This window comes from Streptomyces sp. CB02923 (assembly GCF_001905005.1).
GTDB lineage: Bacteria > Actinomycetota > Actinomycetes > Streptomycetales > Streptomycetaceae > Streptomyces.
In genome coordinates this window covers 261,264-277,337 of the sequence record NZ_LWKZ01000027.1, presented here as the reverse complement: position 1 = coordinate 277,337, position 16,074 = coordinate 261,264, and the positions used below count along the sequence as shown (strand labels likewise).

General features: G+C 71.6%; 14 protein-coding genes. 9 read left to right on the top strand and 5 right to left on the bottom strand.

Annotation, left to right across the window (positions count from 1 at the left end; genetic code table 11):
- Window positions 1-56 precede the first annotated feature (56 nt).
- The 7 genes from A6A06_RS36085 (at window position 57) to metK (ending at window position 6,460) form a co-directional block, all read left to right on the top strand.
- Window positions 57-1,166, top strand: a complete 1,110-nt coding sequence (locus A6A06_RS36085) for a quinone-dependent dihydroorotate dehydrogenase (protein WP_073767676.1) — start codon at window positions 57-59, stop codon at window positions 1,164-1,166.
- Window positions 1,163-2,020 carry an orotidine-5'-phosphate decarboxylase gene (gene pyrF / locus A6A06_RS36080; RefSeq protein ID WP_073767674.1) on the top strand — a complete coding sequence of 286 codons (858 nt, stop codon included), beginning with the start codon at window positions 1,163-1,165 and terminating at the stop codon, window positions 2,018-2,020. Before A6A06_RS36085 ends, pyrF begins: the two co-directional genes overlap by 4 nt.
- A gap of 192 nt (window positions 2,021-2,212) precedes the next feature.
- Window positions 2,213-2,533, top strand: coding sequence for an integration host factor (locus tag A6A06_RS36075; RefSeq protein ID WP_073767672.1), 321 nt, complete (start codon window positions 2,213-2,215; stop codon window positions 2,531-2,533).
- A gap of 42 nt (window positions 2,534-2,575) precedes the next feature.
- Entirely contained in the window at window positions 2,576-3,169 is a 594-nt protein-coding gene (gene gmk / locus A6A06_RS36070; protein WP_073767670.1) for a guanylate kinase, read from the top strand.
- Window positions 3,170-3,208: 39 nt separating this feature from the next.
- Window positions 3,209-3,481: a DNA-directed RNA polymerase subunit omega gene (gene rpoZ, locus A6A06_RS36065; protein ID WP_003982715.1), complete on the top strand. Its 273-nt coding sequence runs from the start codon at window positions 3,209-3,211 to the stop codon at window positions 3,479-3,481.
- Between the two features lie 159 nt (window positions 3,482-3,640).
- Window positions 3,641-5,047, top strand: coding sequence for a bifunctional phosphopantothenoylcysteine decarboxylase/phosphopantothenate--cysteine ligase CoaBC (gene coaBC / locus A6A06_RS36060; protein ID WP_242441127.1), 1,407 nt, complete (start codon window positions 3,641-3,643; stop codon window positions 5,045-5,047).
- A gap of 204 nt (window positions 5,048-5,251) precedes the next feature.
- Complete coding sequence (gene metK / locus A6A06_RS36055) at window positions 5,252-6,460, top strand: methionine adenosyltransferase (RefSeq protein WP_073767668.1); 1,209 nt, start codon at window positions 5,252-5,254, stop codon at window positions 6,458-6,460.
- A 65-nt stretch (window positions 6,461-6,525) separates the two neighbouring features.
- Here the strand turns inward: metK and A6A06_RS36050 are convergent, their stop codons facing one another.
- The 4 genes from A6A06_RS36050 to A6A06_RS36035 form a co-directional block, all read right to left on the bottom strand.
- The gene (locus tag A6A06_RS36050) at window positions 6,526-7,680 is read right to left on the bottom strand and encodes a hypothetical protein (protein WP_073767666.1); all 1,155 of its coding nucleotides are present in this window, start codon (window positions 7,678-7,680) and stop codon (window positions 6,526-6,528) included.
- A gap of 17 nt (window positions 7,681-7,697) precedes the next feature.
- Window positions 7,698-9,665, bottom strand: coding sequence for a hypothetical protein (locus A6A06_RS36045; protein ID WP_073767664.1), 1,968 nt, complete (start codon window positions 9,663-9,665; stop codon window positions 7,698-7,700).
- Window positions 9,662-10,426, bottom strand: a complete 765-nt coding sequence (locus A6A06_RS36040; protein ID WP_073767662.1) for a toll/interleukin-1 receptor domain-containing protein — start codon at window positions 10,424-10,426, stop codon at window positions 9,662-9,664. The genes A6A06_RS36045 and A6A06_RS36040 overlap by 4 nt, the downstream gene beginning before the upstream one ends.
- Before the next feature lie 68 nt (window positions 10,427-10,494).
- Window positions 10,495-11,787, bottom strand: a complete 1,293-nt coding sequence (locus A6A06_RS36035; RefSeq protein WP_073767660.1) for a helix-turn-helix domain-containing protein — start codon at window positions 11,785-11,787, stop codon at window positions 10,495-10,497.
- A 237-nt stretch (window positions 11,788-12,024) separates the two neighbouring features.
- Between A6A06_RS36035 and A6A06_RS36030 the strand changes: the two genes are divergently transcribed.
- Window positions 12,025-14,148, top strand: a complete 2,124-nt coding sequence (locus tag A6A06_RS36030; RefSeq protein ID WP_073767658.1) for a primosomal protein N' — start codon at window positions 12,025-12,027, stop codon at window positions 14,146-14,148.
- 166 nt (window positions 14,149-14,314) lie between these two features.
- Here the strand turns inward: A6A06_RS36030 and A6A06_RS36025 are convergent, their stop codons facing one another.
- Window positions 14,315-14,857 carry a hypothetical protein gene (locus A6A06_RS36025; RefSeq protein ID WP_073768340.1) on the bottom strand — a complete coding sequence of 181 codons (543 nt, stop codon included), beginning with the start codon at window positions 14,855-14,857 and terminating at the stop codon, window positions 14,315-14,317.
- Window positions 14,858-15,104: 247 nt separating this feature from the next.
- On the opposite strand from A6A06_RS36025, the gene fmt reads away from it, so the two are divergent.
- The gene (gene fmt, locus A6A06_RS36020; protein ID WP_073767656.1) at window positions 15,105-16,037 is read left to right on the top strand and encodes a methionyl-tRNA formyltransferase; all 933 of its coding nucleotides are present in this window, start codon (window positions 15,105-15,107) and stop codon (window positions 16,035-16,037) included.
- Window positions 16,038-16,074: the final 37 nt, after the last annotated feature.

Here is a 16,074-nt window from a genome sequence, read left to right as displayed (position 1 = left end):
CCTCTTCACGAGCCCCGCCCCCTCGCCCCTTCGAACTGCGGAAGGCCCGCCTGCCCGTGTACTCCCTCCTCTTCAACCTGATCTTCCGCCGTATGGACCCCGAGAAGGCCCACCACCTGGCCTTCCGCTGGATCCGGCTGGCCGCGCGCATCCCGGTGCTGCGCACCTTCGCCGCGGCCGTCCTGGCCCCCCGCCACAAGGAGCTGCGTACCGAGGCCCTGGGCCGCCGGATGCACGGCCCCTTCGGGCTGGCGGCCGGCTTCGACAAGAATGCCGTCGCGATCGACGGCATGGCCATGCTCGGCTTCGACCACGTCGAGATCGGCACGGTCACCGCCGAGCCGCAGCCCGGCAATCCGCGAAAGCGCCTGTTCCGCCTCGTGCCGGACCGCGCGCTCATCAACCGCATGGGCTTCAACAACGACGGCTCGGCGGCCGTGGCGGCCCGCCTGGCGGCCCGCAACCCGGTCTTCCGCACGACGCTGGGCGTCAACATCGGCAAGACCAAGGTCGTCCCCGAGGACGCGGCCGTCGCCGACTACGTGACCTCCACGGAGCGGCTCGCCGCGCACGCCGACTACCTGGTCGTCAACGTCTCCTCGCCGAACACCCCCGGCCTGCGCAACCTCCAGGCCGTCGACCACCTGCGCCCGCTGCTCGGCGCGGTCCGCGAGGCGGCCGACCGCACCGTCCCGGGCCGCCGGGTCCCGCTGCTGGTCAAGATCGCGCCGGACCTCGCCGACGAGGACGTGGACGCGGTCGCCGACCTCGCCGTGGAACTGGGCCTGGACGGCATCATCGCCACCAACACCACCATCGCCCGCGAGAGCCTCGGCCTGGCCTCCGACCCGGCCCTCGTCCAGGAGACCGGCGGCCTGTCCGGCGCCCCCGTCAAGGAGCGCTCCCTGGCCGTGCTGCGGCGCCTGTACGCCCGCGTCGGCGACCGCGTCACCCTGGTCGGCGTCGGCGGCATCGAGAACGCCGAGGACGCCTGGCAGCGCATCCTCGCCGGTGCCACCCTCGTACAGGGCTACAGCGCCTTCATCTACGAGGGCCCGTTCTACGCCCGCGCGATCCACAAGGGCCTCGCCGCCCGCCTGCGCAACAGCCCGTACGCCACCCTCGCCGACGCCGTCGGCGCCGAGCACAGGAAGGCCACCTCGTGAGCCCCGGACCTTTCGGCGCCCGCCTGCGGGCCGCCATGGACGCACGCGGCCCGCTCTGCGTCGGCGTCGACCCGCATGCCTCGCTCCTGGCCGACTGGGGCCTGAACGACGACGTGACGGGCCTGGCGGCCTTCTCGCGCACCGTCGTCGAGGCGCTGGCCGACCGCGTCGCCGTCCTCAAGCCGCAGTCCGCCTTCTACGAGCGCTTCGGCTCGCGGGGCATCGCCGTCCTGGAGGAGACCGTCGCGGCGGCCCGGCAGGCCGGTGCCCTCGTCCTGATGGACGCCAAGCGCGGTGACATCGGTTCCACCATGGCCGCGTACGCCGCCACGTACCTGGACCCGGCCTCGCCGCTGTTCTCGGACGCGGTGACGGTCAGCCCGTACCTGGGCTTCGGGTCGCTGCGCCCGGCCGTCGAGCTGGCCCGCGAGAACGGCTGCGGGCTGTTCGCCCTCGCGCTGACCTCGAACCCCGAAGGGCAGGAGGTTCAGCACGCGGTACGGGCCGACGGCCGTACCGTCGCCGCGACCGTGCTGGGCCACCTGAAGGCGGAGAACGCCGACGCCGCCTCCCGCGGCGAGCTGGGCTCGTACGGAGCCGTCGTCGGCGCCACGCTCGGCGACCTGTCCGCGTACGACCTGGCGACCGGCGGACCGCTGCTCGCGCCCGGCATCGGTGCGCAGGGCGCGACCCCCGCGGACCTCCCGCGGGTGTTCGGGGACGCGGTCCGCAACGTCGTGCCGAGCGTCAGCCGGGGGGTGCTGCGGCACGGTCCGGACGTCGCCGCACTTCGCGCGGCCGCCCTCGGATGTGCCGACGAGGTGCGGACAGCGGTCGAACGACAGGGACTTTAGTCCCGATATGTCCTGGTCAGCAGAGTCTGACCAGGACTTTTCGTCTGTTCTCGCTGACTCCGAGCGCCGTGGCCGCTAGTCTCCGACGAGAGCAGTGCACGTAAGCGCGTTGCTCGTTGCCCCGCAGGTGTGGGGCGACTAGGTTCCACACCGGTCCGTATCCGACAGTTCGACATCCGAGGTGACGTAGGCGTGGCTCTTCCGCCCCTTACCCCTGAACAGCGCGCAGCCGCGCTCGAGAAGGCCGCCGCGGCTCGCCGGGAGCGCGCCGAGGTCAAGAATCGGCTCAAAAACTCCGGCGCCTCCCTTCATGACGTCATCAAGCAGGGCCAGGAGAACGACGTCATCGGCAAGATGAAGGTCTCCGCCCTTCTTGAGTCCCTTCCCGGCGTCGGCAAGGTCCGCGCCAAGCAGCTCATGGAGCGGCTGGGTATCTCCGAGAGCCGCCGGGTCCGCGGCCTGGGCACCAACCAGATCGCTGCCCTTGAGCGAGAGTTCGGCGACAAGGCGTAGCCGGGTTTCCTGGCACTGCCGGGGAACTGGAATAATCGCCGTATGGCAGCAACACCCCGGGGGCCGTCCCCCGTATCCCCGGACGCCCGTCCGCGGCTGACCGTGCTCTCCGGCCCCTCGGGGGTCGGCAAGAGCACGGTCGTCGCCCATATGCGCAAGGTCCACCCCGAGGTCTGGCTCTCGGTGTCGGCCACCACGCGCCAGCCTCGCCCCGGGGAGCGGCACGGCGTCCAGTACTTCTTCGTGGACGACGAGGAATTCGACAAGCTCGTCGCCAACGGCGAACTGCTGGAGTGGGCCGAATTCGCGGGCAACCGCTACGGCACGCCCCGCAAGGCCGTCCAGGACCGCCTGGAGGCCGGCGAGCCGGTTCTGCTGGAGATCGACCTTCAGGGCGCGCGGCAGGTCCGCGAGTCCATGACGGAGGCCCAGCTGGTCTTCCTGGCTCCGCCGAGCTGGGAGGAACTGGTCCGCCGGCTCACCGGCCGCGGCACGGAGGCGCCCGAGGTCATCGAGCGCCGCCTGAAGGCCGCCAAGGTCGAGCTGGCCGCCGAGCCCGAGTTCGACGTCACCCTGGTCAACACCTCCGTCGAGGACGTCAGCCGTGAGCTGCTAGCCTTGATGAAGGTTCTTTGATCTTTACACCGGTTTTCACCCCCCTTCGGAAGGCAGAGAGTGTCCTCTTCCATCACCGCGCCCGAGGGCATCATCAACCCGCCGATTGATGAGCTTCTCGAGGCCACCGACTCGAAGTACAGCCTCGTGATCTACGCCGCCAAGCGCGCCCGTCAGATCAACGCGTACTACTCGCAGCTCGGTGAGGGCCTGCTGGAGTACGTCGGCCCGCTGGTCGACACCCACGTCCACGAGAAGCCCCTGTCGATCGCGCTCCGCGAGATCAACGCGGGTCTGCTGACCTCCGAGGCCGTCGAGGGCCCGGCTCAGTAGCAGTGCGGCGCCGCGTGGCGGAGTCCTTCGGGACCGCCACGGCGCCTCGACCAAGGGCCCGGCAGCGCCGCTGCCGGGCCCTTGGTGTGTCATGGGGGAGTAACCGACCGGGTCCGCACCCCGCACGGGACGGAACCCACGGCGTGGGGAGAGAACGCGATGGACAAGCCGACACAGCCGCAGCGGGCCGCCGGAACGGCGGACGGAGCCGACGCGGGGGACGGGGGTGGCCCGGTGGACCGGGGCGGCCCGGTGGGCGGGGGAGGCCCGGCGGACCGGAGTGATTCGGCGGACGGGAGTGGCCTGGCCCACGGGGGTGGCCCGGCGCGCCGTCCCAAGGTCGTCCTGGGAGTGAGCGGCGGGATCGCCGCCTACAAGGCGTGCGAGCTGCTGCGACGGCTCACCGAGTCGGGCCACGACGTCCGGGTCGTACCGACCGCGGCGTCCCTGCACTTCATCGGCGAGGCCACCTGGTCCGCGCTCTCCGGCAACCCGGCCTCCACCGAGGTGTGGGAATCGGTCCACGAGGTCCCGCACGTGCGGATCGGCCAGTCCGCCGACCTGGTCGTGGTGGCCCCCGCCACCGCCGACATGCTGGCCAAGGCCGCCCACGGGCTCGCCGACGACCTGCTCACCAACACCCTCCTCACCGCGCGATGTCCCGTGATCTTCGCCCCGGCGATGCACACCGAGATGTGGGAGCACCCGGCCACCCAGGACAACGTCGCCACGCTGCGCCGCCGCGGCGCCGTCGTCATCGAGCCCGCCGTCGGCCGGCTGACCGGCGTGGACACCGGAAAGGGCCGCTTCCCCGACCCGTCCGAGATCTTCGAGGCCTGCCGCCGCGTACTGGCCCGCGGCCCGCTCGGCCTCACCCGGGACCTGGCCGGCCGGCACGTCGTCATCAGCGCCGGCGGCACCCGCGAGCCCCTGGACCCGGTCCGCTTCCTGGGCAACCGCTCCTCCGGCAAGCAGGGGTACGCGCTCGCCCGCACCGCCGTGGCCCGCGGCGCCCGCGTCACCCTCGTCGCCGGCAACAGCGAGCTGCCCGACCCGGCCGGGGTGGACGTGGTCCACATCGGTACGGCCGTCCAACTGCGCGAGGCCGTGCTGAAGGCCGCGGCGGACGCCGACGCCGTGGTCATGGCGGCCGCCGTGGCGGACTTCCGACCCGCCGCGTACGCCACCGGAAAGATCAAGAAGCAGGAGGGCCAGGAGCCCGAGCCGGTGGCCCTGGTCCGTAATCCGGACATTCTCGCCGAGATCTCCGCCGACCGCTCCCGCCCCGGCCAGGTGGTCGTCGGTTTCGCCGCCGAGACCGACGACGTCCTCGCCAACGGCCGCGCCAAGCTCACCCGAAAGGGGTGCGACCTGCTGGTCGTCAACGAGGTCGGCGACCACAAAGCGTTCGGCTCGGCCGCGAACGAGGCGGTGATCCTGGCCGCCGACGGCGCCGAGACCCCCGTACCGTACGGCCCGAAGGAAGCCCTCTCCGATCGCATCTGGGACCTCGTGGCCCCCCGCCTGCCCACCCCGCAGACCCCTCCCACCTCCTCCTCCCCATGATCCAACGCCTCCGTCCGGGCCGTGTCCGGAACGGGATCTTCCTCTCTTCGGGGAGGTGTCCCAGGTCACGAGGGGTCCATAAATCGAGACTGCGTGCCCGAACGCCGCTCATGACCGATAAACTGGCCCCGGATCGAGCCGAGCGCAGCTCTCGGCCTTTCCGCCAATGATCAGCCAGCAGCCGCTGCAACCCCAGGGAGCGATGTGTCCCGCCGCCTGTTCACCTCGGAGTCCGTCACCGAGGGTCACCCCGACAAGATCGCTGACCAGATCAGCGACACCATTCTCGACGCCCTCCTGAAGGAGGACCCGACCTCCCGGGTCGCCGTCGAGACGTTGATCACCACCGGCCTGGTCCACGTGGCCGGCGAGGTGACGACGAAGGCGTACGCCGACATCCCCAACCTCGTGCGCAACAAGGTTCTGGAGATCGGCTACGACTCGTCGAAGAAGGGCTTCGACGGCGCCTCCTGTGGCGTCTCCGTCTCCATCGGCGCACAGTCCCCCGACATCGCCCAGGGCGTCGACACCGCTTACGAGAAGCGCGTCGAGGGCGATGAGGACGAGCTGGACAAGCAGGGCGCGGGCGACCAGGGCCTGATGTTCGGCTACGCCTGCGACGAGACCCCGGAGCTGATGCCGCTCCCGATCAACCTCGCGCACCGCCTGTCCAAGCGCCTCTCCGAGGTCCGCAAGAACGGGACCATCCCGTACCTGCGCCCCGACGGCAAGACCCAGGTCACCATCGAGTACGACGGCCACAAGGCCGTCCGCCTCGACACGGTCGTCGTCTCCTCGCAGCACGCGTCGGACATCGACCTCGACTCGCTCCTCGCGCCCGACATCCGCGAGTTCGTCGTCGAGCACGTCCTCAACCAGCTCGTCGAGGACGGCATCAAGCTGGACACCGACGGCTACCGCCTGCTGGTCAACCCCACCGGCCGCTTCGAGATCGGCGGCCCGATGGGCGACGCCGGCCTCACCGGCCGTAAGATCATCATCGACACGTACGGCGGCATGTCCCGCCACGGCGGCGGTGCCTTCTCCGGCAAGGACCCGTCCAAGGTCGACCGCTCGGCCGCCTACGCCATGCGCTGGGTCGCCAAGAACGTCGTAGCGGCCGGGCTGGCCGCCCGCTGCGAGGTCCAGGTCGCCTACGCCATCGGCAAGGCCGAGCCGGTGGGCCTGTTCGTCGAAACCTTCGGCACCGCCACCATCGACGTCGACAAGATCGAGAACGCCATCGCCGAGGTCTTCGACCTCCGCCCGGCCGCCATCATCCGCGACCTCGACCTCCTGCGCCCCATCTACGCCCAGACCGCCGCCTACGGCCACTTCGGCCGCGAGCTGGACGCCTTCACCTGGGAGCGCACGGACCGCGTGGACGCACTGCGAAAGGCTGCGGGGCTGTAGGGCTTCGCTTTCACCGTACTGAGGCCCGCCTTCCGAGGCGGGCCTCTCGCGTTGACGCCGCCGCCTCAGTCCTGACTGTCCGGCAGCGGCGGCTCCTGCGGTGGAGGCTGCCGGGACCCGGTGCTCTCGGGCGCCGGGCCGCTCTCCTCCTGGGCGGCGTCCTGGTACGGCGGTGGGGCGGGCGGGGTGAAGTGGTCACGGACGGCTGCCGCCGCCTCGGCCGCGCCGGCGGCGGAACACTTGGCGATGTTCTCCGCGAAGCGTTGGGCCAGCACGGCGCCTTCCGGCGTATCGGGGACACCCAGATGCTCCAGCAAGAGGCCGACATACTCGACGGTCGGGTCTTCGGGGGCCGGCTGACCGTCTCCTGGGCCGGACGCGCTGTCTTCCCATGCGGGGTGCGGACGGTGTTCATCGACCGACGGTGGTGAGTCCGGCTCGTCGACAGGGTCGGGGAAGTCGTGGGTGTTGGCCGCCCCGGCGAGTCGTGTAAGGGTGCCGATCAGATCGACGGTGTGCTCGATCGCGTCCTCGTTCCGGGACAGGTACCAGACGACGGCGCTGCCAGGATCCTTGAGGACGTCCTCGCCCAGGTAAGTGCGTTTGTTCCTCTCGTATTTGCGCTCGTGCTCCCAGACGGCCTCGTCCTTGCGAACGGTCGACAATTTGCTCAGCCGGTCACGGTCCGGCTCGCTCAGCGTGAGCGAGATGTTGTCGGCCATGGCCAGGACCCGGCCGGACCCATCGGCCTGCATGGTGCCCAGGGCGCCACCCAACTGGTGTTGTATCAGCGAACAGCGAAGTGGCAACTGCTGAGCGGTGACAGCGCGGGCGCGCTCCAGTATCGCGCTCACGGCCAGGCCTCCGGGACTCACCGGTGGTCCGTATCCGGCATCCTCGAGGACGGCCCAGCGGATACTGGCGGAGAAGAGAAAGTCGTAGTCTGCCGACTGGCTGGGGAGCGCCACCTCGGTGACGTATCGTTCCTGCGATTCGCGGGGCGGAATCGGCAGGTCGGGATCCGGCAGTGCCTCCCGGGGAATCAACGGCTTCCTGCGATCGGCGGCCGCGAACGCCGCGACCGCTCCGGCCAGCAGGGACAACGCCAGCACGGGCCACAGCCAGAGCGGCTGCCAGCCCAGCGCCAGTCCGGCGATGGCGACGAGCAGTTCGCCGATCACCGCGATGAACAAGGTGAAGGTCTTGTGACCCGAACTCATCTTTCCTGTCCCCCGAGTCAGCTGCCTGCATTCTGGGCAGCGTTGATCTTCTGCCAAACCCGCACCGAGACGTCCGCCTTGGCTGCCGGGTCTTCCCGAGAGGTGCACGGCAGGTGCCAGTCCAATGCGTACAGCTCGCCGAGAAGGTCGCCGCGCCCTTCGCAGGCATGCACGAGAACATCCAGAACACCCTCCCGCGCTGCAGGCCACTTGCGGGCGGTCCGTAACCAGTCGGCCGCTTTGGAACGGCATTCGGCGAACGGGCGCGCCTTGAGGGTGGCGCGCCAGCCCGACGTCAATTGCCTGCGTACGGCCGGCTCGGAGATCAGCGGCCGAGTCCGGCCCCCCGGGTCGGCGAAACGCTCCGGTTCGGCGAGCCGCAAGAACAACTCGATCTCGCGGGTGTGGCGCCAGGAAGAGAGGGGCCGGGACCAGGCACGGTCGATACGGTCCAGCAGGCGTCGTATCAGGCGGCCTTCGGAGAAGGCGAGACCGAACAAGGCGTCGCGGGCGGCGGGCGCGGTTTCGGCGGTCTCCCGGCGGGCGAGGTGCAGGAGCCGCACCAGGGCACTGTCGGGGTGCTGAACGGCCATGGCCCCGGAGCAGACGCCGACCAGAACCCCTACCAAGCCGGGGCTGGGCTGCCGCGCGGTCGCCCACTCGTACGTCCTCGCCCGGAAATGACCACCGTGTGTCTCGTCACGCAGCCCGGTGTCCAGGGCGAGATACGCCGACTTGTGCAACCAGGCGGGCGTCCCGTCGGAGGTCCACGCGACCGCGGTCCCGGAGAGCTCCTCGGGACTCCCGGTGCGCAGACACTGCCTCGCATAGCGCAGAACGAGGTCGTCGCGTTCCTCGCCGGCCGCGGCGGCATCCCGGACCAGGCGGTCCGTCCAGGAACGCAGAACGGGCCGCAGTTCCGGAAAATCGTCCCAGAAACAGTCGCTGACCGCTTCGTCGTACCGAAGGCCGCGGAACATCACCCGGCCGTCGCCCTTCATCTCCGCTCCGACGGCCGCGAGGCGGTGTGGCAGGGTCATCCGGCTGAGCAAGGGCTGTACGACATGCGGCTCTTCGGCCGCCTGCAGCAATTTTGTGGCCGCTACCTGGACGACCTGCCCGCGTGCTCCGTGAAGCATGGCGCACGACAGAAAGAGGGCACGTTGTGTACCGGAGGATCGCTCAAGGATGGTGCGTATTTCACCCTGCCGTCTGATCGTGTCAGCCAGTGCACCTTCCAGCCAGTCCGTGAAGCGACCGGTATCCGTGTCCCGCCGGTCGCGATACTGCTTTACGAGGTCCGCGAACCTGGCGATCTCCTGCATGTGCGCGGTGGCGAGAAAAGCCGTCAGCTCGCCTCGAGAGAATTCCTCTTTCTCCGGAACGATGCGTTCGGCATGCAGATGCCTGCGCAGTACATGGAGTCCGACCGGCCGGTCCAGCGGGACCCGCAGACCGTGCAAGTCGTCGCGAAGCGGAGTGTCGGGCGGCAGCGCGACGGTGAGCCAGGCGTGCTTCTCCTGCACGGCAGCGCGGAACTCGGACATTTCCCACTGAGCTTGATCCAGTACATCTTGCCCGGAAGCCGTGAGATCCAGCAGCATCAGGTCGGATCGCTGAATGTCATCCGGGTGGAGGATGCTGTCGTCCTTGTCCTCCACCCGGTCCGGCAGCCTGATGAACCGGCTGCCTCTGCCCAGCTGACGCTCGTACAACAACTCGCGTGCCGCCGCGCTGCGCCCGCTGCCGACGGGGCCGGTGACCAGGACGGTGCGGTACTCCGAAAGGCGGCTCCGGGCGTTCTCGAAGCCCGGCGGGAGGACGAACCGACGGTGCAGACGGAGAAGCTCGTCCCGGGCGGCGTCCCGAGGGGGGCGGCGAGGAGTGCCGATGGGCGACGGCCCGAAGTGGATGTGCTGATCGCCTGACCCCGAATGCAGCGGGCCGGACGCATCACCGAATGCCGTCCCGATGTACTCGGTCACCGGCCGTCGCTCCCGTCCTCGGAGGGAGTGGCGTTGAAGCGGATGCCGCCCTGGTTTCCGCCGGTGAAGTGGACGCCACTGCCCCCGGACTGGTGGTTGGAGTGGGTGTACTGGTCGCCTCGATGCGAGTTGACGTACTGATCCCCCTGGCCGCTGTGGACGGTGCCGCCCGGAGCGTTGAGCGCGGTGCCGATGGTGCCGGCCTGGAAGGCCGTGCCGCGATTGTCATCGACGGAGTTGCGGGCATGTGCTCCGGTGTCGCTGTCGGCGCAGGCCCGGGAATCCGTCGTGCCCAGCCGGGGAACGAGGCCGGCGAGTTCGTCCGCGAGCACCTCCAAGTCGTGGTGCGAGGAGTAGGCATCGACCCGGCGGAACTGGCGGCGCGCCAGTTCGCGGATGCCGACCGGAAGGCGATCGGGCGACGGCAGGCGGGTGTCTGCACCGATGAGTACGGGAATGACCTGGGCTCCGCTCTCCAGCGCCTCGGCGATCTCGCGGCATGTCCAGTCGTCACCACCGCCCTCCGCCTGTCCGGCGAGCCCGTCCAGCCACCGCGGCCCGATGACGGCCAGCAGGACGCTGCAATTCCGTACGGCCGACCGCAGGGCTTCGGGGAAAGGGCTGCCCGCCGGGATGGACTTCCCGTCCCGGAAAATCAGCTCCGAGCCGAATCGCTGAGAGAGGTGGTTCTCGATGAGAGCGGCGCCGTCCGCTGCGTCCACCGTGCGGTAATTGATGAATATTTCGGGTTGGCCGGACACGTGATCTCCTTTGTCGGTGCAGGGCGATGACCGGCGCGGGCCATATGTCCGCGCCGACCGGGCGAGAATCAAGCGGTGGGGTGCAGGACCGAGGTGAGTCGCGGGGTGATCTCCCGCACCGCGGAGTTCGAGCTGTGGCGGCCCAGCAGGCGGGCCAGCCGCCGTATGTCGGCCCGGACCGTCGCCGAGCCGACCTGGGACGCGGGGCCGAGCAGAGCGCCCGCCACGGAACAGGCGTGCTCGACGTCGCCGGCCGCCGCGTGACTGAGCGCACGGCGCATGCCGTAGCGGACCTGGTTCCGTACGGAATGGCCGGGTAACCGGGCGGTTTCGGTGTCGAGGATGTCGGCGGCCTGGTGCGGACGGCCGAGGTCGTAGAGGCACCACCCGGTCGCCATCGACACGGGATCCGTCAGATTGCTGCTCCCGATGACCGGGAGGGAGGGGTCTTCGGTGTCGGCGACGAGCCAGGCGCGGGCGGCCTCCAGCCGGCGCATACAGGTCCGGTGGTCCCCGGCGAGCGCATGGCCCTGTGCCTCCTGCTGCGCGGCCAGTCCCCTGATACGCGCCGGCGCGTCCTTGGTGTTCGCCGCACGACCGGCCAGGCCGATGGTCGCGGGGGCGTCACCTGCGTAGAAGGAGATCAGCGCCTGCCGGGCCAGGGCGTAGGTCGCCAGGTGGCGGTCACCTCCGGCATCGGCGAGGTCGACCGCGCGCCGGGTGAGCCATGACGCGGCGCGGTCGTTGCCGGACTCCTGTGCCATCCACCCCGCGAATTCCGCATAGCGGGAAGCCAGGACGAGGAGGCCACGGCGGGTTCCGCCTGCCGAGCGGGACGCGAGGTCACACAACGCCTGCGCCTGTGCCACCAGAGGCGGCACCAGCGCGCCCGGTTCCGCGCTCTGGCCCAGTCTGCGGTACTGGTCGAACAACGACCGTGAGGCTTGCAGCAGTCCCGCGTCCGCAGGAGAAGCCGCGGCGTGAGCCTCACCCGCAGCCACGGCGAGCAGGCAGGAGGCACCCAGTGTCAGCGCATGGCGGCGGTCCATGGAGGCGAAGCGAACCGAGCCGTCTGAATCCCTCTGCATGATCCACACCTCTTCGTCGGGCCGGGACTCGGAAGGGGGCGCCGCCTCTGTTGCTGCGTGCGGCGGCACCAGACCCGCCAGTGCGCCGTCGGCACACAGAACGGTGTCGCAGAGCCGGGCGAGCTCGGACGTCGGGCGTTTGAGTCCCGTCTCGACCTTGCTCAGGTGGCCCTTGCTGTAGTGCACCGCCATGGCCAGCCGGGTGAGGGACCACCCTCTGGCCGTGCGGCACCTTCGGAGTTCGATTCCGAACGAGATCGGCTGCTCCGACACGTGAACCTCCGTCATGTCGACCGTGCGGCCGCTCGGGCGGTCCCGACTCCGAACGTCAGCGTGCGGTGGCGGGGCCGGCGCGAACAAGCGGCCGGAACGGTTTCCCGTTTCCTCTTCTTGCCGGTGGGCGTGGCCCGTGAGGCAGCGAAGCGGACGTCCGGATCGCTGTCGAGCCCCCCCCCGGGCGGAGCCCCGGGGCCGGGGGCGTTGTCGGTGGTGTCTGCTAAGACTGTTGCTGTGAGCAGGGAAGACGAGGGGCAGGGTGCGGGGCCGGAGCAGCTTGCGTTGATTCGGGAGGCGGTGCGGGGGACGAAGGCGGCGCGGGCGAAGCCGCGGACGTGGCGGGGGGCCGAGCTGGCGGAGCGGTTGCCGGTGGCGCGGGTGCTGGTGGACAAGGGGCTGGTGCATCTCGACCGGTATTTCGACTATGCGGTGCCGGCGGCGATGGACGAGGAGGCGCAGCCCGGGGTGCGGGTGCGGGTGCGGTTCGGGGCCGGGGAGAAGGGGGGCCGGCGGGAAGGGGGGAAGCTGGTCAGCGGGTTCGTGGTGGAGCGGGTGGCGGAGAGCGACTTCCGCGGGGTGCTCGCGCCGATCGCGCAGGTGCTGTCGCCGGAGCGGGTGCTGACGCCGGAGTTGCTGGGGCTGTGCCGGGCCGTCGCCGACCGGTATGCGGGGACGCTCGCGGATGTGGTGCAGCTGGCGGTGCCGCCGCGGCGGGCGAAGGCGGAGGGAAAGGGGTCCGGGGCGCCGTTGCCGCCCAATGCGCCTCCGGAGGCGGGTAGTTGGGGGAGGTATGCGGCGGGGCCCGGGTTCTTGGAGGCGTTGGCGCGGGGGGATTCGCCGCGTGCTGTGTGGACGGCTCTGCCGGGGCCGCACTGGCCGCAGGAGCTGGCGCGGGCGATGGCCGCCGCGCTGGCGTCCGGGCGGGGAGCCCTGGTCGTACTGCCGGACGGGCGGGCTGCCGCGCGGGTGGACGCGGCGTTGCGGGAGCTCGTCGGGGAGGGGCGGCATGTGGTGCTGAGCGCCGATGCCGGGCCCGAGGAGCGGTATCGCCGGTGGCTGGCGGTCAGCCGTGGTGCGGTGCGGGCGGTGATCGGGACGCGGGCGGCGATGTTCGCGCCGGTGCGGGATCTGGGGCTGGTGGCCATCTGGGACGACGGGGACGGCAGTCACAGCGATCCGCACGCCCCGCAGCCGCATGCGCGGGAAGTGCTGTTGCAGCGGGCGGTGAATGAGCGGTCCGGGTTCCTGCTGGGCGGGCTGAGCTGCACGGTCGAGGCGGCGCAGCTGGTGGAGACGGGCTGGGCGCGGCCGCTGACGGCCGAGCGTGAGCAGGTGCGGGCGGCGGCCCCCCTGGTCCGTACGGTCGGTGACGCAGACGAGGCCCGGGACGCCGCCGCGCGGGCCGCGCGGCTGCCGACGCTGGCGTGGCAGGTGGTGCGCGAAGGGCTCAAGCACGGGCCGGTGCTGGTCCAGGTGCCGCGGCGGGGGTACGTACCGCGGCTGGCGTGTGAGCGGTGCCGGGAGCCCGCGCGCTGCCGGGCCTGCGCGGGTCCCCTGGAGGCGCGGGACGCGGGGGAGCTGCGGTGCGGCTGGTGCGGGCGCGAGGAGGGCGACTGGCGCTGCGGGGAGTGCGGGGGCGTGCGGTTGCGGGCGCAGATCGTGGGGGCGCGGAGGACGGCGGAGGAGCTGGGGCGGGCGTTTCCGGCCGTTCCGGTGCGTACGTCGGGGCGCGACCACGTGCTGGACACGGTGCCCGGCGCGCCGTCCCTGGTGGTGAGTACGCCGGGGGCGGAGCCGGTGGCCGAGGGCGGTTATGCCGCCGCGTTGCTGCTGGACGGCTGGGCGCTGCTGAGCCGGCCGGATCTGCGGGCCGGCGAGGAGGCGCTGCGGCGCTGGCTCCAGGCCGCGTCGCTGGTCCGGGGGCAGGAGCAGGGCGGCACGGTCGCGGTCATCGCGGAGGCGACACTGCGCCCGGTGCAGGCGCTGGTGCGCTGGGACCCGGCCGGGCACGCGGTGCGCGAGCTGGCGGAGCGGGCCGAGCTGGGCTTCCCGCCGGTGTCCCGGATGGCGTCGGTGACGGGCCGGTCCGAAGACGTGGCGGAGATGCTGGCGGCGGCCGTACTGCCGGAGGGTGCCGAGGTGCTGGGCCCCGTACCGGTGACGGCTCCCGAAGCGGGGCGGCCGCGCCGCCCGGGGGACCCGCCGCCCGGGGAGGAGTGGGAACGGGCGCTGGTACGGGTGCGTCCCGGCCAAGGTGCTGCGCTGGCGGCGGCACTCAAGACCGCGCAGGCGGCGCGGCTGGTGAAGCGGGAGGGGGAGGCGGTGCGGATACGAGTCGATCCGCCCGATCTCGGGTGAGATGAGGATGGGGGACGGGGGACGGGCGGGGCGAGGAGGCAGGGGGAGGGGGTCCGTGCGGAGGGGGCGGTGCGGAGGGGACGGTGCGGTTCCGGAGGTGGTGGTGCGGGAGCGGCCGGGAAAAGGAGAGGCCGCCCCGGGGGCGGGCCGGGGCGGGGGCCTGGAGTCAGCCGTTGCGGGGGCCGGGGAAGACGCCGGGGCGGGCCTCTTCCCGTGCGGGGAGCGAGGACTGGCCCGGCAGGGTGCGCGCGGCGGGTACGGCCGGTGCGCCCGGCAGGCCGGGGGAGACGGTCAGGCTCCGGGCCGCGGACGGTTCGGGCGTGCGGACCGCCTCGCCGCTCTCGGGGCCGGGCTGCGCGGTGGAGCGGCGGGCGCCGTAACGGCGGTGCACGGCCTGTTTGGTGACGCCCAGTGCCGAACCCACCGCGTCCCAGGAGAAGCCCAGCGACCGGTCGAAGTCCACCGCCGCGGTGACGAGGGTTTCGACGCTGTCGCGCAGTTCCTGGGCGAGACGTACGGTCGGGGCGGGGGCGCGGCCGTAGACGACGAAGCCGGCGGACGGGCCGGTGCGCCGCGGCCGGTAGACGTTGCCGAGCTGAGCTGTCAGGGTGCGCAGGGCGTCCACCTGCCGGCGGACCCGCTCGATGTCCCGTACCAGTAGGTGCAGGCTGGCGCGTGCCTGGGCGTCGTGGGTTGCGTGGTCGGCCATGAACAAGCCTCTCGAACCGGCGTTGGATGTGCGGAGGAACGTGACAAGCAGGTGAAAGCGAGCGGGCCGCGAGGGCGGCCCGGCTCGGTCAATGCTGCTTGACCAACGCAACAGCAGCGGCTCTGGTCACGGTATGGGGGCGTACGGGCTCCAATGAGGGGCGTGCGTCTGTTCGCGCGCCCCCCTGAAGGTGTGACCCATAGACTGGTGCGCCGTTCCGCAGCGTGTGAGAGGTAGTACGCCACCCATGAGGCTCGTCTTCGCCGGTACCCCCGAGGTCGCCGTACCCGCCCTGGATGCCCTGATCGCCTCGGACCGGCACGAGGTCGTCGCCGTCGTCACCCGGCCCGACGCCCCCGCCGGCCGCGGCCGCCGGCTGGTCGCCAGCCCGGTCGCCGAGCGCGCGGCGGAGGCCGGTATCGAGGTCCTCAAGCCCGCCAAGCCGCGCGACGAGGACTTCCTCGCCCGGCTGCGGGAGATCGCCCCGGACTGCTGCCCGGTGGTGGCCTACGGAGCCCTGCTGCCGAAGGTGGCCCTGGACATTCCCGCACGCGGCTGGGTCAACCTGCACTTCTCGCTGCTGCCCGCGTGGCGCGGCGCGGCCCCGGTGCAGCACGCGGTGCTGGCGGGTGACGAGGTGACCGGCGCGTCCACGTTCCTCATCGAGCAGGGACTGGACTCCGGCCCCGTCTTCGGTGTCGTGACGGAGGAGGTACGGCCGACCGACACCAGCGGCGACCTGCTGACCCGGCTGGCCCTCGCCGGATCCGGGCTGCTCGCCGCCACCATGGACGGCATCGAGGACGGCACACTGACACCGGTGCCGCAGCCGGCCGAGGGCGTCACCCTCGCACCGAAGATCGAGGTCGAGGACGCGAAGGCGGACTGGGCGGCGCCCGCGCTGCGGGTGGACCGGCTCGTGCGCGGGTGCGCGCCCGCGCCCGGCGCGTGGACCGTCTTCCGGGGGGAGCGGCTGAAGCTGATGGCGGTCGGGCAGGTCGCGGACCGAACGGACCTGGCGCCCGGCGAACTCGCCGTCACCAAGAAGGCGGTGTACGCCGGTACGGGCAGCCACGCGGTGGAACTGCTGTGGGTGCAGCCGCAGGGCAAGAAGCCGATGCGCGGCGCGGACTGGGCGCGCGGGGTGCGGATCGGCGACGGGGAGCGGCTGGGGGACTGAGGGCGGCCGCGGGACGGCCGCGCGCCCCCGGCCCGCT